Source organism: Nocardia cerradoensis NBRC 101014, assembly GCF_000308535.1.
GTDB classification, from domain to species: Bacteria; Actinomycetota; Actinomycetes; order Mycobacteriales; family Mycobacteriaceae; genus Nocardia; species Nocardia cerradoensis.
The window spans coordinates 25,927-47,372 of sequence record NZ_BAFW01000223.1; the positions used below are offsets into that span (position 1 = coordinate 25,927).

At 67.7% G+C, this 21,446-nt stretch carries 1 protein-coding gene (running past one end of the window); it reads left to right on the forward strand.

Annotated elements, in window-relative coordinates:
- Nucleotides 1-21,446, forward strand: part of the annotated coding region (locus ON23_RS23640; protein WP_157170272.1) for an MFS transporter (this coding region is incomplete at its 3' end). Its footprint begins 13,496 nt before the window's first position; 21,446 of its 34,942 annotated nt are in view.

The window sequence follows — 21,446 nt, forward strand, 5'->3', positions numbered from 1 at the left end:
GTGCTGCGAGCTGTGGGGGCGGGGCCGGACCGGGATGGGCACGTTGAACCTGGCCCTCTGTGAGGGATTGGTGGCGGCCGGGCATGAAGTGACCGTGCTGCCGCGACAGGTCGATTCCGAGTTCCGGGTTCCGGGTGTGCAGGTCTACCTCCGCGACGAATGGATGCAAGATCTGCACCCCGAGCACGTGCGAACCTTGCCCGACTCGGTCGACATGGTGGTCGTGCACGTCGAAGCCGACGGCCTCCAAGCCGCGCTGGCCGCCGAGAAGCAGTATCCCGCAGCCAAAATCGTCGCTGTCCATCATCTGATTCCGATGCTGTGGGAAAGCCTCACGAGCGATCCCGCGCAGGGTCGCGGCCGCGTCGCGGCGGGCATCTATCTATCGCGGCGGGCGCATCTGGTGACGGGCTTGGGCCCGGCATTGGCGACGGATGCACTATTGCAGACCGCCATGGCGGGCCACGGATCGGTGCACGAACTGCAGCCGGTCCTGGACATGGCCGTACAGCCGCCGCAGCCCGCGCCCGGCAGTCCGGTACGGGTTCTGCTATTCGGCCGTGTGGACGACGCGTTGAAAGGTGGTAAGGAGATCGCCGAGGTGGTGTCGCGGCTACGCGCGCACGGCCATGATGTCCGGCTGGTGGTCCGGGGTTTCGAAAACGACATCAGGGCGGCCCACACCGAATTGGCGGAGATCGTCGGTGCCCCGGATGCGGTCGAGGTGCTGCCGCACACGAGGGATCGCGCTGAGATCCGAGCGGACATTCGCGCGGCTACCGTGGTCGTGATGCCTTCGCGCGCAGAGGGATTCGGCAGCGTCGCAACCGAGGCGATCGAACAGGGTGTGCCGGTCGTGGTGCCGTCGACGAGCGGGGCGGGCAGATACCTCGCCGCATTGGCCGGCCATCGCGCCGCTGCGGAACGATTCAACCTGGTGAAGCAAGACCAGGGTGCACCGGTGCCGATCGACGACTGGGTGGCCAAGCTCCTGGTCGTCATCGGCGATGTGCCCGGCGCGTGGGCGGCGGCCCGCAGATTGCAGGACCTCGTGCGGCCCCTGACACGTGAGAACAGCGCCAGGATGCTCGTGCACGCCACAGTGAATACCGATCCGCACGCTCGTCCCGAGATCCGGCCGTCGCGGACGCGAGTGTCGGTGGTGCAGGGGCGTGTCGTGGCGCGCGGGGAGGAAGAAGACTACCTGCGCATACTCGCCGTGGCCGACGTGATGGAAACCGATCCCGCCGTGCGCAATGCGATCATCGGTCGCAAGGGAATCGAACTGGCGCCGTCCTGGGAGCCCCTGTCGATCCGCCTCGCCGCGGCGGATCCTGACGAGTGGATGTTCGCGCCTTGGACAAGAACTGCGCAGCAGGACGATTCGCGGGCCCGCATCTTGGGTGCCACGGTGGCGACGGTCGCCGAGCGGGGATTCGCCGCGACGACGATCGACGACATTTGCCGCCGCGCGGACGTCACTCCGCAGGAGTTCGACGAGAACTTCCCGCGCACCTACGACGCCTTCGCCGCGGCGCACAAGGCGGCGCTCGACGATCTGCGGCAGCTGATCGTCGACGAAGTGAGTATCGCGCGGGCGCCCGACCGTACCGCCCGTCTGGCAACCATGGTCCACACCTATGTGAGCGCCCTGGCCGCTCGACCGGTTACCGCACGAGTCGTACTGGTAGAGAGATCCGGTCTCGACCTGGTTCAGCGCGCCGCCCGTGCGATGACCGCCACGAAATCGATTGCCGCCACCCTGGCGGAGGTGCTCGACGAGACCGCCATGTCCGTCGAGGGTCTGCGCGCTCTGGCGGCAGCAGTTCAGGGCCTGCTGGCGAACTGGGCGGTGACCGCGGACACGGACGCGGTACCAGCCCTGCACCGTGACCTCGCCGACCTCCTCCGCGTCGGTACGGCGTCACCGCAGGTGAAGCCCGTCGCCGTCGCACGACCGCCGCATCCGCGATCGGATGACGACGGCTCGGCCGAACAGGCGAAACCGGATGAGCGCGAACGTATTCTGACCGAGCTGGTGGCAACCGCCGCCCGCTACGGTTATGCCAAGATGTCGCTGGATACCGTCCTGCAGCGTGCCGGCGTGTCCGCCGAAACCTATCAGGAGTTGTTCTCCGACAAGGAGACCGGCTTCGAAGCAGCCTGCGCTGCGGCGATCGAGCGCCTACGAAGCGCACTCCGAGCAGCACTGCCCGGCCCGCTCGACGGTGAACTGCGGCCGCGGCTGGAGACCGCGTTGAGCACCTACCTGACGGTCCTGGCCTCGAGTGGGGACGAGACGCGGGTGCTGCACTTGGAGCTTCCCGCGACCGGCCCGCTGCGCGATCGGTTCCTCACGATGGTGTCCGCACATCTCGCCGAGGCCGTCGACGACATCGATGACCGCACCGGCCGGCTTCTCGCTACTGCCATCATGGGCCTTGTCGCCGACCGGATCGCCGCACGGCAATACGCCCGGTTCCATGATCTGCCGTCGGCCGATGTCGAGGCCGGAGCACTGACGCCGCTGCCCGGAGACGTTCCGATCGTCGCGGCCTGGGCGCACGCGCTGCTCGCCGGCGCCCCGTCGCCATCGTCCCCTGCGCACGAGACGGTACGCAATTCGCTGCCGCATGGAGCGACCACCGAGCAGACCGACCACGAACCCCCCGGGAGGCCTATCGGCTCACGACCGGCGCGCCCTGACCGAACACCTGCGTCGCAACAAGGTTCCGGTACCGAACGCACAGCCCCCTCACCATGGCGCCGCGGCGGTACCTCCCGTCCCGGGACCGGCCCGGCCGCCGTCGGCTACGGCGAGAGCGGCGATGACGAGGCGGTGGGAGCCACCCCCTCGCAGCGCAACGACTCGACGTCGGCCGCTACGCCGTGGGCAGCCACCCGAGCACGCAGCGGTACAGCGGGTTCCGATTCGGCGCCGCTTCTCGGGCGGATCAGGAGACACATCGACGAGGGGGCGCCAGATCGAGCGGCTGCACTCGTCCGCGCGGAGTTCGATACCGAACTTCGGTCTCTCTCCGCACGTTTCGACCTGCAAGCCGGCCCCGGCGTGCTCGACGAGATCTGCGGCGCTGCCGTCGCGCGGATCGACCGGCTCGGAGACCGGAGCCTGGGCGAGTGGGTGCAGCTCGTCGCTCACAACGTGCTGTCGCAACAACGTGAATTCGCCGATATGTGGCGGCGGATCCGCAAACTGCTCGTCGACGGCGCGGGTCTGACGGAATCCGATCCGATGGTGCACGCGTGGAGCAACGTGCCGCTGACCGACGTACGGCGGGCACTCGACGCGCTGCCGCCTCATCGCCGCGATCGCCTGCTCGCCGCCTTCCCCCCTGCCCGCCGCGGCAGGAGGCCGGCGCACATCGATCCCCTTGCCACCGACCCGCAGGCGCTGTGGTCGGCTGCCCGCCATCTGGGATCGGCGATCGCCGCCGCCGGTGGTGTACAGGCCGAACTCCCGGACCGGCCCCGGTCAGAGGCGGACGACGCCGAGGCGGTGGCGACGACTCGCGGCGCGCTCGATCGCGCACCAGCGGAAACACCGGCACCTGCGGCAACGCCCGCCCCGAGACGCGCAGCGAAGTCCGCCGCCGAAGCGGAGCCGATCTATATCGTCAATCCTGCCCGAATCACCGATGCGCTTCGATCGCTGCCCGGTCTCGAGCGGGAGTTCAACCGGGCCGGTGTGGCGGATCCGCTGGACGAGTTCGCCGCGGCCGGGGCTGATTACCTGCACACCTTGATCACGATCGCCGAGTACGAGCTCTCGCTCGGCCAATCCACGACCGCACGCACACGCCTCTCGGCGGCATTCGACGCCGGTGTAGCACTGCTCAACCGGTTCACTGCGGACGCGGAGATCAAAGCCGTCTTGGCGCCGTTACATCAACTGCGGCGCACGCTCATCGAGAACCCGGCGTCGGCCGTGACGCTGGCCGACGAGCTCGCGGACAACAGTCCCACCCGCCGGATTCTCGACCGAACCGTGTCGCATCTCCGGACCATCGGCCGGACGGGGCCGGCTGCGGCATCGAAGTCCGTTGCGAGCCAAGCGTATCGGGGGTTGCCGGGAGCGCCGACCGATCCTGGAACGAATGCGGCCGATGGTCCGATCGGACACCGGCCGTCCGACGCCGGATCGACTCCGCTCGACGTCGATCAGGTGCTGCGGTGGATCCTCGACAGCCCGTCGACACCGGTGGACTGGCAGCAGGTCGGTCAGGTGCCGGACGATGTTCTGCTCGCGTCGGCCGCCGATGCGGATGTCGACCTCGACGCCATTCGCCGGAGGTGGGGCGCGATCGCGGAGGACTATGTCCGATCGGGGTGGCGCACCGGCGGGGGCCTGCTGTTCCGGGGCGACACGCGGCCACTTTCCGTCCCGGCGGCGGACGGATTCGTCCCGCTCTCCCAGCGCGACGGCAAGGTCGTCTACACGACGGTGCGGGTGAATCGCGCGGGCGACTACGGCGAGTCGGTGATGGTGGACCCCGCGACCTCGCAGTGGACCGTCGTCCACCGGATCTACGTCATCGACGCGCCCGGCGGGTTCGGAGTGGTGGACGAGAACGGCGACGTCGTCTCCGTGCACTGGCCGGGAGGCCTGCGCAACGACCGCATTCTGGGCTGCTTCGAGATTCCAGCCGAAATCTGGCAGCGCGATTTCGCGGCCCAGGCCGACCGGTTGCGGCAGTACTGGCGGCCCAACCCCACCTACCGGCCACTGGACACGACCGCCGCCGAACTTCCTGTCGCCGAGGCTGTTTCGGCCGAGGCAACTCCGACGCAATCGTCGGCAGCGATCGACCGAAACGATCCGCGGCCGGCCCGACCGGAGAATCCCGGGACACAACCCGACGACCCTGTGGGAGCCCGCCCCTCCGCCGACCGCGCGGCCGGGTCGGCCGCTCGGCAAGTTCTGGCCGAATTGCTGTCGGCGCCCGTACCTGTCGTGGTCATGGGAGCGGTTCGCTCCGCCGTGGACGCCGTCCGGCAGCGCATCGCCGAGGCCCCCGACGACGTTCTTGCGGCAGTGAACACCTCGGAGCTGATCGCCTGGATCGCGGAGTCGCTCGATCTGCACCACCGAATCGAGGCGATGACCAGGAAGTCCGCGAGCACCGATGCCCTGCCGCCGGACCAGCAGGACCGGCTCGACCATCTTCGCCAAGCGTTCGTCGCGACGAGCGAGGCGCTGTCCCGGCGCCTGGACCGGATGTTCGGCTCCGACTCCACGGCACCGCTCGCCACCCCGGATGCCGATGACCCCCTGCGTGAGTTGCGGCGGTTGGCCGAGGTGTCGAACTCGGCGCATGCCGCCGCCCTGGTCGATGCGCTGACGCACTACTTCGCGACCGCTCGCCTCGGCGACTCCCGTACCGGCGAACTCGCGAATCCGGAATTGGCCGCTGCCGCTGCCCGATACCGCGACCTACAGGCAGCCGGATTCACCGGACGAGCGGCTCAGAAAGACGTCGCGAAGGTCGCCGGAACGTCGCAGACGAAGGTCAGCCAGATACTGCGCCGACCGGCCGCCGAGATCACCGCCGACCAACGAATCATCCTCATCGCCGCGCGCTGGCTCGACTACCCGATGCCGGAGGATCTGGTACGCGCCGCCGCGCAGTACGAATCGGACATGCGCGGCGAAGCCGATGGGACCCAGCCCGGGTCCGCACCGGCGATTCGGGCAGCGGAAACCAGCCGGTTGCGCGACGAACTCGCCACCGCGTACCGAGAACTCGAGCATGCCGAAGACTCGAACCCGCTCGCCGAATCAATCTCTCGCGCCACCCCGTCACGGTTCGACGAGCACTTCCGCGCCCTGAGCCCGATTCAGCGACGCATCCTGAAGCTGCGGTACCAACAGGGTTTGGCGCCCACCGAGACAGCGGAGGAGTTGAACTCGCGGGGCTGGGCGGCCTCTACGGTGACGCCCCACATCGTGCGGGCGGCGGAGGCCGGTGCTCTTCGTCGGCTGGCCGGATTGCTGTCCCCGAACGAGACGCCGGCGGTCAGCGATCACTCGCGCGAGCGGCAGCAGACGCTCCTCAGGCTGATCGCCCATGGCGTGTCCTGGTCGGGGGTCATCGAACAGACCGGCTGGTCACGCGCTACGGGTCGCACCACCTACTCCCAGCTCCTGCGGACTCTCGACGTCACGAAGCGCGTGTCGATGGTGCCGGAGGCGGTCCGCCGCGGCTTGCTGGACATCACCGAACTTCCGGCGGTCCCCGTGCGGACTCCGGCCGTGTCCCCCGACGAGCACACCCTGCTGTTCCTCGTAGCCACCGGATTGTCGAACCGCGCGATCGCCGAGACGCTCACCGCCGTACGCGGTGTGCCCGTGGGGAAGGACGCGGTGACCAAGCGCGCGCAGGCCCTCGGACGGAGGATCGGAATCGGCGACCGCGCCGGGATGGTGGCCGCCGCCATTCGCGCGGGATGGCTGGATGTCAATGCCGACGACTGGCCGTCTCGCACCGGCATTCGCGGCACCGCCGTACCCCTCAGCGCACAGGAGCTCCGGACCCTCAGCCTGATCGTCTCCGGTCGCACCGACGATCAGATCGCGGCCGAGCTGAACACGACCCGGCCAACAGCCGTGACCTATCGCAACCGGATTTTCGTCAAACTCGGTGTCCACTCCCGGGAGGACGCGGTAATTGCCACGTACACGAATCCGGAACTCATTGCCGCACTGCCTGATTCGGCGAGCGCCGATATTCGTGCCATAGCCGACGTTCTGCGGATGGTCGAGCAAGCTACCGAGGGCCGCGAAGCCGGTCAGCCACAGTGGCGTCGGACGCTCGTGCATCAGTTGCGTCACGCGATCCTGTCGGGCGACGTAGCTGCAGGCCGGGCCCTGCCCTCGGCCCGCCTGCTGATGCAGCGGCTGGACCCCGAGAAGATACAGGCGTCCACGGTCCGGGGGGCGTACCGGCAATTGCGCGATGAGGGCTACCTCGCCGTCGTCAGGGGTCGACCGACCGTCACCCCCCGAGACAGCTGGCCCGTCACCACCGAGACAATCCGAACCCACTTCGCCGACCGGATTTTCGACCTGGCTACCAGAACTGTCGGGGCCGCCTCGGGATCGGTGATCGTCGCGCAAGTGTGCGCACGGGCGGCGCGCGGTGCCGAAACGAGCGGCCGGACGGTGGCGGAACGGGTTGATTTCGTCGCACGCAATGTGATCGCCGAACACCGCCCGGCCGCCGAATTCCTGCGCCGTCTCGGAGATTTCGTGCTACGCGGCGCGGGCTTGTCCAAGAACGACGCGCTCGGGCTGGTGTTGGCGAATGTGTCCACCGACGAAGTGCGCCACCTGCGCGCCGAACTCCCCCTCAATCAACAGCTGCGGCTCGATAAGTTCTGGCCCGCACGGCGCGATTCGACGGCGCCACGCGCCATTCCCACCGATCCGATGGCCGAACCGCTCGAACTCTGGTCGGCCGCAAGGATTTTCGCCATCCTGCTCGCCGAACGACACGGCGTCACCGTTTCTCTGCCGATGGAGCCCACCGGCCGCCTGCCTTGGCGGATCCTCGACAACCGAACAGGCGAACCATCCGCCGTGCCGACCGTGGATTTCCGCCTGACGCCGGGCCAACGGAGACTCGTCCGTTTGCTCGCACAGGACCTGACGTATCGGGAGATCGCTGCCGAGTTGGGCATTTCGGTGAACTCGGTGAAGTCGCGAGTGGCCGATGTGGCCCGCGAACTCCACGGCGAGGGTCGTGCCGAACTCGTCGAGATCGCTCGTCGTTCGGGCCTGCTCGACGACACGTCATCGGATTTCCGCGCCGCGACGGCCCCGCAGCGACGGACCGCCTCCCCGGTCGCGGAGCCATCGAAGGTAGCACGCCGGGCGGGGCTGTCGAACCGCGAGAGCCACGTGCTCGCGTTGTCGGAACAGGGGCTGTCCAAGCGCGAGATCGCCGCTCAGCTGGGTATCGCCCCGCATACCGTGGAGGACCACCTCGGCAGCGCGCGGCGAAAGATCCGAAGAACAGCCGACCTTGCGTATCCGAATGACGTTGTGGCCGAGTCCAACTCAGAACAGGCTCTTGCGACGGACGAAACGGGCCGCGAGAACAGGACCGGCCGCACCGACCCGGAAGCCATTGCCTCGGCCGACGAGGAGCCGGATACCGAGCGACCGGACCAGGGCGCGATCGGCGCGAAGCCGGCACCGACCACGACCGGTTCGGAAACGAACTCCGCCGTCACACCGGATCCCCTGCCGGCCGACACCGATCCCACCCCGTCCGAGAAGAGCCTCGCCGATGCGGCGCTGGCCGGACTACAGGCGTACTTCGGGTCCGACGCGGACGCACGCACACTGCTGCAAGAAGTCGACACCACCGACGTCGTCGGCGCCTCACGCGCCCACACCGGCAAGGTCGCGCGGTGGTGGGATGCGATGAGCACCGGCCTCCCCGACCGCCCGAACCTGCCGTCACTCCAGGTCGAGCTCGGACTCTCCGATCAGCAGTACGCGCTGCTGCGGGTCCACCCGCACGCGATCGGCAACGCCGACGGTATTCCGTTCACGGTGCGGGACAAGGCGAATCGGCTTTCGATCGCCCGCGACATCCGGCGGTTCCTGCAACGGCGGCCCAAGGTCGCCCCGCATGCCGTCGCCGAGGGTGCGGTGGGTATCGCGCGCGCTCGCGCCCTGTTGCGCCGCGCCGGTGCCGATTTGCAGGCGAGGATTCCCAATCCGGTACTCACCAGGTCCGAATTCGAGGAACTGCGCAATCTGCTCGACACGGGCCGGCAACTGCGCGACATCGAGGCCGAGGCCGCGCGCCTCACCGGTCGGCCGCCGGTACAACTGCTCGCGTACGACGCCGCGGCGCACGACGGTAACGGCCGCGTGATCCTGTCCATCGGCGACGCCGACCGCGCCGAGATCGTGAACCGGATGACCAACGGTCTGGGTTCGACGATGCGGAAACTGCACCACCGCTCGCAGTATGCGCAGAGCCTCTACGAGATCACCACGCGGCGCGCGGACGGCGCCGCGGTGGCCGCGATCGTCGATATCGGCTATCGCTGCCCCGTCGATCTGTCCGTCGCCTCACCGCAGCTGGCCGAGGTCGGCGGCGACATCGTGGCCCGTGACATCACCGCCTTCAACGCCACCCGCGAGTTCTACGCCGAGCAACCCGGCGGGGTATCCGTGCCGCGACTGCGCAACGTCATCGGCCACAGTTACGGCTCGACCACGCTGTGCTACGCGGCGCAGGATATGCGGCTGGCCCGCGAGGTCGACCGAGTGATTCTCACCGGTTCCCCCGGCGCGGGCCGTCGGATGCGGCATGCCGACGAGTTCGGTGCACCCGTGTTCGTCTTGAGCGAAAAGGCCGACCCGGTAGCCAATCTGGGTGCCCACAAACAGGGCCGGAAGGGTCGCTACGCGAATGCGGGCCTGGGCATCAGCCCGGCGGCGGCCATCTTCGGCGCCACCGTGCTCGCCACCGAAGTACCGGTCCGTGGCAGGTACTTCGCGCAGCGCCCGGGGCTGGCCCACCGCCTGTTGGTGAAGCCGCATGCCTCCTACTATCTCTGGGCCGATGAGACCGAACAGGTGCCGGGCCGCGGCCTCGACAACCTGGGGTGGGTGCTCGTCGGCCACCCCGAACACGCCGAACGCGCCGAACACCCCTCCGCGCAACGGCCGCACGGTAAGCGATGGCGACGGAAGCGACAAGGGTCCTCGGCCCTCGAGAGGGATGTCGACGCCGAAGCGCAGTCCGCGCTCGAATCCGGTGGGGCGCCCGTGGTCCCCGTCTCCGAGAGCGCCGGCACCGATCGGACGAAGGCCGGTCCGACCAACCCCATCGGCCGCGCGCCCGCAAACGACAACCCGCAAGCCAGCCAGGTCTACCACCGCCTGCTGGCCCAACTCGGCGACCCGCGCATCGCGCGCGACCTCGCCGCCAAAGCCCACGCCCGCGCCGAGCGAGAACAACCCACCGACCCCGACACCGCCGCAGACCACCTGCTCCACATCGCCGATGACATCCTCGCCGAACACCGCACCGCCATGGCACAACTCGACGACGCCATGGACCACAAACCCGCCCCCGGAAGACGACAACGCCTCACCCACTTCCAACACGGCGGCCTCTTCTTCCACAACCAACCCGATGAGCCCCGGGACAGTGCGGGCTCGGACGATGTTGCGGCGGAACCGAATCCACATCGCCCGACCGACCGCGAGATCGAAACAGAACACGAACCGAGCGAAACCGAGCGTGCGCGTGTGGATCTCGCGAGGGTACTCGGCGTAGACCCGCGCGTAGTGGGACTACGAGGGGCACTGCTACAGGTCCTCGATCAGGTGCAAATGGAGTTGCGCCTCCTCGACGACGAGGACTGGCCCGGGATTCGAGCCGAGGAACTTCCCGGCTGGCTGGGACGAGCTCTCGACCGTGAGTACCGCGCCCAGCGCGCAATGAGCGACGGAGCCACCGCGGAAGAACTCGCCCGATTGGATGCGGATACCCGCCAACTCGAAGCAGATCTCCCCACGATTCTCGGGCAAGATCAATTGGCCCCCGGCTGGCGCGCCGCCGACAGCGACGACAAGCTACACGAACTTCGGCGGCTGGCCACGCGCGCGAACGCGCCGCGAGAGATCGCAGATCTCGTCGATGCCGCGGAACGCTACCTCGGCGTGGCCCGGCCGACACCGCCTGCCACGGATTCGCCAGGCGTGGCAGGAGCGCGCCCGAGCATCCGTGAATTGCTCACGGCCGAAGCCGATATCGCCGCGGCCGAGGAAATGCTCGATGCTCTGGTTCGCACGGCGGAAGGGCCGGTCACAGTCCGGGTACGGCCGGAGGGATCCGACAGCGTGCGGGTCGAGGTGCTCGACCACAGCCGGAAGTTGCCGGTGCGCGACGAGCCGGATGAGGCGACCGGGGAGGTGATGCCGACCGAGGCGGGTAAGGCCACCGCGTTGTTGGACAAGTCCGGCCGGTGGGGCTTCCGGATACACACCAACGGGTCGCGCATTCGATGGTTCGCTGCCGGGCAGACCCAGTCGGTACCGGTGTCGACCGAACCGGCGGTGCGGATGAGGTTCGAGCGCGGGCAGGTTCGGCAAGGCGTGGCGCGGGCTCGCAGGGATGTCGGCCGATTCCTTTCCCACAACACCCGGCTGCCCCAGACGACGATCGACGCCGCGGTGCTCGCCCTGTCGGAATTGCTGGGGAACTCCGCACAGTACGCGAAACAAGGTGGAGCGGAAGTCACCGTCGAGGCGGACGACACCCGCGTGCGGATCGGCATCACCGACACATCACTCGGATTGCCGAAGTGGCGCATCGAGAGCGACGTCGATGCAGCCGACGAGGTCGCTCCCTCACCCACCATCGACCTCGACGACATCGACGCCTTCCTGGCCGGTATCGACCTGGCGGCGCTGGACTCCGCCCGCACCGATCCCGACGAACTGGGGATCCGTGCCGATGGCGAGCACGGACGGGGCGCGCGGATCGTGCGGGACAAGGCTTTTGCCGTCGGGACCGATGTGACCCGGCACGGCAAGACCGTCTGGGTCGAATACCGAACTCCCCCAAGGAGCTACCCGGCATCCCTGGACGACGCGCTCGACCTCCCCCGTGGGAGCGCGAACCGCGCCGACGGGGGTGTGACGGCCCCGTCACCATGGACGAAACGAGGCCAGTCCGTAGAAGGGCCTTTCGCTTTCAGCACACCGCCGGGGAACACACCGGGCGTCGGGTCCGTGGGCTCCAGACCGCATGAACTCCGAGACACATTGGCCCGTGTCGATGAGAGTGGCGTCGATCCGACAACCGCCGCGCAGGTCGAACAGGCCATCGTGCGCCGCTACGAGCAGCAGCACCGGAAAAACACCGGGAACGGTCGATCGCAGAATTCGAGAAGTAGTGAAGCCGTAGCACAGACCATCCAGTGGCTCGATGACCTCGGGCTTTTTCGGGCGCTCGAAATTCTCGCATCCTCTGGCCGAGGGTTGGCGGCGCCCCCGTATACCGGTCCCACAGCCGAGGACCTCGCTCGTGACCCCAGTCGATTGCCGACCACCTTGGCGACGACACTCTCCGACCTCGCGAACGCCAATTCCGATACCACGGTGGCCGAACAGGCAAACCTTGCCGTTCTCAATATATTCAGCGAATACGTGCAGTCGGCCACCGCGTCGATATACCGCGATCACCAGCTGAACAAGCACAACTCTGCGACAGACCTCGGCTTCCCGGAAAATGTCGCGGGCGTGCTGGCCCAGCTGTCCGCCGATTCTTTTATCCGGACACAGAAGGCCCACGCACTGGTCGCGGATATCGCTGCGAATATCACGACCCAGTGGCTCGACAAGACCCGCAGAAGGGCCGAGCGGAGCGAAAGCGACCTGGCAGAGCTGCTGGCCGACATCTACCGGCGCAATCACATGCCGCTGTCCCAGGAGCGGCGAGGCGAACTCCAGGATCGGTTGCGCGGCATACGAGCCGAATTCGAGGAACTTGCAGCCCGCCGAGCGGCTGTATTGGCGCGGATTCCGGATGTGGTGGACAGCGACGCGGCACGCTGGCCGGCGGGTTTCCTCACCGGACTCGCCGAGGTCGAACAGCTGTCCATCGCCGTCGACACTTGGCTCGCCGGCGGGGTCCCGATCACCCCCCGCATGCTGAAGGAGGTCATGAGCAGCGACCTCGCCCAGCTCGGCGGAGCCAAAGGCGAGGTCGCATTGGCCGAACAGCTCCGGGAAATCCACGCGCTGGGTGCTCCCGTCCATGCCGAAACGCCGGGTGGCGGTCGTCTGGAGAGCGAAGTCGACGTCTCCACAGACGGAGGCCGAATCTGGCACGAGGCGAAGAATTACACCCTCGAGCGGCAGCGGCAGCGCCAGAGCAGGCTCGAGGCACAGGCACGCAAGCAACTCCGCATCGCCTATTCGAATCGCGATTACTGGGTGGATGGCGTTCCACCACAGGTCAAGTGGCACTTCACAATCGGCGTCGACCCGGCGGTCCGGGCCGCCCTGGAGGCCATACGGATCGAAGACGAGAACGGGCGGACCCTCGACGATCACCGCATCGAGGTGATCGATGGTTCCAGCGCCGCTGAAGTCTCCGCCGGACCGCGGTCCGCCTCCGGAGCTCGCCAAGGCCCCGCGGCCTTCAGCACACCGCCAGGCGGTGTGTCCGGGATCGAGGATGCCCTCGACCTGCCCCGCGGTGCGATCGCCCGCGCCGAGCGCACCGGACTCGTCGCCCACCTGAGCAAAGACCCCACCATCGTCTTCGCCGACGATCCGCGGGTCGGCGACGAGGGCCACGCCAACCCCGCCCGCCGGAAGGGCGAGCGGCCGAACCCCGACACCTCCGCCGAGCGGACGACAGCCGCTGCCGAAGCGAACGGCTCGCTGCTCCGCCTGGTCCGCAACAGTGCCGAGGCGCGAACCCTCTTCTCCGGCCAACTGGTAGCCGAGATAGGAACCTCGGCGTCCCAGAACGCCCTGACTTTGCTGATGATGGGCATCGATCCGCAAACCGCGGCCATCGTCGCAGGGCTATCGGATGTGCCGAGAATCGTTCTGGCCCCCTACATGGGCTACCTCGCCGACACCATAGAACCCACCAGGATGATGCGGGGGGCCAAGCGGGTCATGTTCGGCGCCTCCGCCGCAGCCGCTGCCATATCCGGATTCCATCCGCCGTACATGGTTCCGCTCCTGATCGGCGCCAATCTTGTGAACACCGCCGCCGACACGCTGTACGCGCCGGCCGCATACCGGGTGAACCGCGCAATCCTCGGCACCGACAAACGGTTGCAGCAGGGATTCAGCCAGTACAACGCCTTCGTGACCAACCTCTCCCGGACGATCGGAAACAGTCTCGCGGGGGCGTTGCAACCGTGGTTGCTCTTCGGACTCGACTCGGCGGCCTCGGGCATCAACGTGGCGGGGCTGCGTAGGGTTCGCGAGCTGCCGCCCGCACCGAAACAGACTGAGCCACAATCATTTCGAGACCGAATGCGCACGGTGTTCGTACCCGGTTTCGAAGCGTTGCATCAAGACAAGATCCTGCGCAACTACACCTGGAATCTCGTCGTCACCAACGGATATCTGGGCGCACAACACTTCTTCTTCATCCACTCGCTGACCGCGGCCGGACTTTCCGGCGCCCAGACCTCCGCGGCATTCATCCTGCCGTCGATCGGCGGCATCATCGGCAATTCCTTGCCCAAACGATGGTTGAGCAAGGTCGACATCCACAAACTGCTGGCCGCGAGGTACGTCGGTTTGACCGGGATGGCGGCCAGCGCCTTGATCACCGCGTTCACGAACGACCCGTACATCGGCGGCGCCGGTTACGCGGCGGGCTGGGTGGCCCTGGGAGCCGCCGGCGTGCACACCAACGCCTACTTCAACCGAAACGTGCCCGAGGATCGGCTCGGCCGCGCGTCATCGTTCCTCAACGTCAGCCGAATCGCCGCGTACTCCCTGGCCGGTCTCGCGGGCGGCACGCTCATCGCCAACCAAGGAGCGACACCCACCGCGATCGGATTGACGGCGGCCATGGGCACCATCACCGCCGGATCGGTGATCCGCCGATTCGATGTACTGGGCAGGGTGAGGTACCTGGCCGCATCGCTGGGGGGCACCTTCGACACGTCGGCTCCACCGATCCACCACCAAGTCCCGACCCAACTCGCGGAACAAAGCACCCGCGAACAACTCGCCCGAGCGCGCGTCCGGTCCGTCGACGGCACAGTGGTGGTGGATCCGGCAGGCCGGCCCACCATCCCGGACGGCACCTATACGGTGACCTTCCCCACCCGTGAGATTCCCGGACGCCAACCGGGGCGACAAGCGCCCTCGACTGTCGAGACGGATGTCGACGCCGAAGTGCGGGCCGCGCTCGAATCCGCGCGGACACCCGGCGAATCCACCACACCGGCGCGATGCGGCCTGGCGGAACTGACCTTCGCGCGGCAGCGCTTCACCGGACGCACCCCGATCGAGCTACCCGACGAAGACACCGTCACCATCGTCGAATACCGCGGATTCCACCCGAAGGAACTCGCCCAGTACGCCCACGGCAAGTGGGAAGAGGTAACTCCCGATAGTGAATTCGTTTCGCGCATAACGAATTCCGAACAGTCGACCGATTTGGCCCTGCTGCTCGTGCAGAATCCGAATGCGGCCGAAGACCGTATAGACGGACACCTCGTCAGCCTCACCACCGACGCGAACGACGAACTTTGGCTTCACGAGGTGGTCCCGGGGCCGGGCGAGACGACGGGCGAACACAACCTGCACGGCGACGCCGCACATCAACGCTTGTCGGACCTGCGAAACCAGAACGGCGCGAGCTTCTTCACCATCACCTATCGAACCGACGGGCGACCAGAAAACCCGATCGACACCGCATCCTCGACCGGCACCGAATGGGCAGAGGGCGCCGCCCCCGCCACACGCATCGGCCGCGCCGACGACGAGCCGCCCGAGGACCATGCGGCATCGACGAGGAAAGCTCCGGTACCGAATCAGAGTGCGTTGACCGATGCGGAAATCGAAGTTCTCGCGTTGCTCCGACGGGGCATGACCGACGACGAGATCGCGATGGTCGCCGAGCTCCCTGCGGCGGATGTGCGGGCGCTCCGTGAAAGTGCCGTGCACAAGCTCGAAACCGACCGGCGCCCGACGCAGGAGGTGGCATCGGATGACGCGGTCACCCGCGAGACCCTGCCGTGGTCGGCGGACGACCGGTGGTGGGCCGGTAGCCAGGTCGAGGCGGTGCGGCGGTTCACTGAGACACTCGCCCGCGAAGGTCGCCACGGCCGCGGTCGGGTCGAGGGCCTGACAACCGACGACGGACGGCGAATCTTCCATGTGCCGCTCGGCTCCGATCGCCTCGTTCGGGTCGACTTGCAATCCGGCCGCCGGACGGCGATCTCCCTGGTGCTGCGGGAGAGCGACCGAGGACGAAGCTACGACCACCGCTCCGAATTCCAGGAGCTGCTTCGCAATCTCACCCGCAGTTCCGAGCCGGAACCGGGTGCAGACATTCTCGCCACCTTGATCTTCGATATGGAGTCGACGCAACGGCGTGCCTATCGGGACGGATTGTCCGGCGTTCGATTCGATATACACACCGACATACCCGTCACCCTCGAGGTGGCGCCCGGCCGGTTCGGACCGAACGTGAGGGCGACGGTCGAGGCATCCGGCCTTCGGGCCGGCATCGAGCTGAGTTACGGCGACACCTCGCATCCGACGATCCGCGCCGATCTCCCACTGAGAACCGGCACGGATATGTATTGGGTCTCCCACCTCGTGGACCAGGTCGTGCGGGAGGGTACGTTGCGCTGGGAGGGATTGCAGCGCCCCGCCGAAGCGGCGACGGCCTGGCTGCTCGAGGTCGCCGGCACCCACACGACGGCCGTTGCGCGGACCCCAGCCATCTCGCGGTCGATACAGCTGTCCGCCACCATGTCCGGTGTGCCGGGCGCTCGGATCGTGCGTCTGACGGCAACCGATCCCGCGACCGGCCGGACCGACGAGTTCGAGGTTCGGGAGAAGTTCGCCCTGGCGGAGGCCGTCGTGGCCGAAGCCCGACAGCTCCCGCCGACGGGCCCGATTCGGTCGGGTGATCCCCGTTCGGGTCGACCGGTCGAGTATCCCGATCGTGCGGCATTGGAGGCCGAGCTGTGGCGGACACGCGATTCCTGGCTGCGGGTGGTAGAGCATCGCCCCGACGGCCCGGTGGAATACGAGATCCACCGGCCGAACGGCATGCCCGTGCTGGTCGATTCCCGGACCGGTGCCACTCGACGATTCACGGACTACGCATCCTCGAACTCTTCGCGCTGGCACGCCATCTCGTTCGACAGTGCCGGCGAGCCCCTGCACCCGACCGCCGACTACGTCCGCGAGTTGCGGCAGCGACGCACGGAAATGTGGGAGCGGCTCGGCTTGGAGACCCCGGAGGACAATTCCCGCGCCGCATGGCGGCGGCTCGTCCGGGCGCATCGCGAGACCGCCCGGACCGAAATTGCCGAAATCGATGCTTCCCTCGCCCCGCTGGGTTCCGACGATCCGGCTACTCAGGCCGCGCTGGCCGAGCCGCTGTTGGTGCGGCGTGGTGCGGCGACAGATCGGCTGAACGATCTGGCGGAACTGGACGCCCTGGTGGTGCGATACGACAGGGCGGCGTCTCGCCTCATCGTTCCGGCATCGGAAGAACTGTTCGCGCGCGAGTTGGAGCGTCGCGCCGGTAAGGTTGTCACGCCGCAGGTGGTTCGCTTCGCACCGAAATCCGGTGAACCGCAAGAAATTTGGGTGGTCGCGAACGAGGGCGGGCACATGCGGGCGCTCGAAGCCGCGATCCAGTCCGACCGGAGTCTGGCTCCCGCGTTGTGGCGCGGCTGGCGCATCCGCTACATCGAATTGAACGCCGGGCCGTCGGGACTCGTGGATTCGACGCTGGAGCCCGCGGATGTGGAACGCACCTACCGGGCGACGTTCCGCCGGGAGCTGGAGAAGCACCTGATGGCCGCGTACCTGAAGTATCGGCGCGGAACCGAGGCGCCCGATCCCATGTCGAAGTGGTTGAAGCCGCTGAGTGCGGACCTCTCGACCGTCCCCGACGACGGGAACACGACTCATTCACCGGCACCGATCCGGGTGGCGGTCGATCTGATGCGAGCTGGGATTCCCGGCTGGGAAGACGCGGCACCGGTCACCGCACCGGTGGCGAAGCAGCAGGTGGTTCCGATTCGGGCCGGCTGGTTGGAAACCGTTGTCGTTCCGGTGGAGTTCCGGGAAGGAAACGAGTTCGAACCGAAGGCCGGATGGCGAGTCGCGCAGCCCGGCGGCAACGAAATGGCCGATGTGATGGCCTGGGACTTCACCCTGGTGCGCCCCTCCGAGCGCAAGTTGCGCTCGACCTTCCGGTCCACTGCACAGCTCAAACGTGTGATCGAGAAGATCCTGGCCGGCACCGGCCGCCTCCCGATGGTCATGACGGGCTTCACTCCTATCGAGCTCACACCACCGGACCCGACACCCGAATTGCCCATTGCCGCAGCGGTGACGCGAGCTCACGAACTGCCCACGGCCGAGGAGTTGGACCGCCACGAGAGCGAACGAAGCCATGCCGTCCTGCGCTCGGCGTTCGAATTGTGGCAAGCGCACGCACTGTGGCAACTGACCACAGAGGGCACGGCACATTCCACGCTGCGCGAACTTCCGCCGGACACACTGCGGCAATTGCGGCAGCAGCTGACGGATTCGGGCCCGTGGATGCGCGCGGCGGGTCTGGGCCACCGGTACGCGCAGCTGAGCACGGCGTTCGATCGGCTGCTACGCGAGGTCTCAGCGGATTCGGCGTCGTCGACCGCCGCGGAGTCGTACGCCGACGCGGCAGTGGACGCCGAGGTGCGGTCGGCCCTCGAAACTTCCTCCGTACGAGGTACTTTCACGCCGGCGAGCTGCGGAATCGGCGAACTCTCCTTCATCCGTGAGTATTTCGGCACCACACCCGTCCAGCTCCCCGATGCCGACACACTCGTCATCCTCGAATACACCGGCTTTCATCCTCGTGAACTGGCCCAGTACGCCCACGGCCGGTGGACCGGAACCAGCCTCGACGACATCGTCGCCCGCATCACCACCGCCGCGGACCCCGCTCGGCTGGCGCTGATCAGCATTCAGCAACCCGGCGCTCGCGAGGACCACATCGACGGACACGTCTTCACGCTCACCACAGACAGCGACGGTGAACTCCGGCTGCACGAACGCCGTCCCGGACCGGACGGCGAGCTCGTCGAACACGACCTGCGCGGTGACCGAGCTCGCGAGCGCCTGGCACAGCTGGGGCGACAACAATCGCAGGGCGCCGGCTTCCACAGCATCGCCTACGACGCCGACGGCACGCCCGAGAATCCACTCGACCCGCGGGACCGATGGATCGGCGAAGACTCGGAACGCGCTTCCTCGCCCTCCACCCGGCTGGGCCGGGCCGAGCCCGGCGGTTCCGAGGTGAGCACCTCCGATGATTCCGATGTCGTCAGCCCACAGCCGAATTCAGCTCAGTCGTCGGCCGAATCGGAATCCGCGAAAGCCGGAATGGACGCGGTCACAACACAGCGCCCGAGCGGGACGCGAATCACGCAGCAACCTGGCGCCTCACCCTCGTTCGCCCGCATCGTGATCCCCGGACCGCGACACACCGCGGCGTTCGCCGCCACGGCCGACAGCCGCGGGGATATCGAACTGGCGGCCGCGGTGCGCAACGGCGACGTGCACGCCTTCGGCGCACTGTTCGAACGACATATCGACGCCGTTCGGCGATACGCCCGAAGCCGCTTCCGGCATGCGGATGCCGACGAACTGGTGTCGCACGCGTTCGAGGCAACGCTTGCCGCCCTGATGAAGGGTTCGGGGCCGGACTCCGCGTTCCGGGCATATGTGCTGACAGCGCTGCGTAACCGCGCGGCAGCGATGAATGTCTCCTACAACGAGCGAGTCATGTTGAGCGACGACATGACTCGTTACGACGATCCGGTCCACTTCGACGATCCAGCGCTCGAAAGTCTGGACCGAGACCTGCTCGGACGGGCGCTGGCCATGGTGACCGAACGCGCACGGCTGATCCTGCACAACATCGAGTTACCGGCGACCGAACTGGCGGGGCTCATCGGTGCGCCCTCCGCCAACGCCGCAAATGTGGCCCGACATCGGGCGATGGAGGAACTGCGAGCGGCATACCTGCAGGCGCACCTTCCACAGGAACCGAACGAATCATGCAGGGCCACAGTGGAAAAGCTCGGACCATGGGTTCGAGGGCCGCTGCGCAGCAAGCGTGCCGAAATCCGGGTGAACGCCCATTTGCAGGACTGTGCTTCGTGTCGCGCCACCCTTGCGCATTTGGTCGACGTGAGTGGCGGGCTGGCCGTACGCACTCGAGTTCCCGCTCCGCGCGCCGACGGGACCACACCCGAGGGCACAGCCGGGCGCGTTCGCCCGCGGCGACGTGGTTCCACCCCGCGTCGCGAAGAACGGTTCTACCGATTCGGGGACTTCGGCCACGACCGGGCCCCTGCCGTGCTCCCCGGACAGCTGGACAATCCCTGGTTGGTATTCGCGGACGATCCGCGTGGCGGCGAGAACATCAGCGCCGTCCGCTCGCAGGGCGACGTCCGGCCTCCGCCCATCCAGCCCACCGGCCGGCCCGAGCACGAGGCCTCGCTGTCGCGGATCCACGCCACGATCACCGAAACACTCCGCGATGCCGACGGTCCCCTGCGCGCGCACCTCGGCCGCATCCTCACGCACCTGAACAAGCTGATGCCAGGCGACGCGCCGATCACCACGAACCAGCGCACCGAGTTGGAGACTTTTGCCCGGGCGGTCGGCCGCTGGCTGGATATCGCGCATACCGAACTCGACGATGATCTGTCCGCCGGACAGCTCGCCCACGATGTCACCGCACGTCGAAGCCACCTGGCCGAAGCAACCCGCAGATACCGGGCCGCCACCGTGGCCCTCGCCTCCCAAGCGGCGAAAGTCGATACCGCACCGGCGAATGCGTCACCGTGGGGCCGGGGCTCGGCGTCGCTCGACGGCGTCGACATCGCCGAACTCGCACAGACCATCGAGGGTCTCGCCGCGGAATCGGCTCGGCTGGAACTCGATTCGGCGCGAGCCTCCGAGCTCCAGCAGATACGGCACGCTTGGACCGCGGCCTACGAACTGTGGAAGCTCGCGCAGAATCCGCGATCAGTGCCCGCCACCCCGCGCGTCGAAGCACTGATCTCCTATGCCGATGCGGCACGGCACTGGCTGGCGGCGCTGCTGGATCGGAACAACGCGGCGAACCAGCTGGCGCGAGAACAGCGAATTGCTCAGGCTGTCGAGGACTATCGCCAGGCCGATCGCCGGGTCCGCGAGTTGCTGCGAACGGTGGAGGCACAGCCGGTCGCCGCACCGGACACGGCAACGCCCGGACCGGACGAGCTGCCGCCGGTGGCACCGTCCGAAGGGCAGACCCCTGTCACATCCGCATCGGCCGCGCGTCAGGAGCCGTGGCTCGACCTGCCGCCTCCGGCGCCGCACAAGGAAGTGGACCTCGGCCACGCCGCCGGTGTTACCGATGTCGGCCGCCGGAAAACCAACCAGGACGACTTCGCCATCGCGACTGCGGTGATCAACGGTGAACGCGTGACGCTTGCCGCGGTCTGTGACGGCACCTCCGGTGAGGCGATCCGCAGTGACCGTGCCGCTGCCGCCGGATCCGCCGCGGCCTGCACGGTCCTCGAACAGGAGGCCGCCGCCGTCGCGGCGGGCCGGACCTGGGATCCGGCGGCTGTGCTGGCGAAAGCGACGCAAGCGGCCCAGACTGCCGTGCTGGACCTGATCTCGC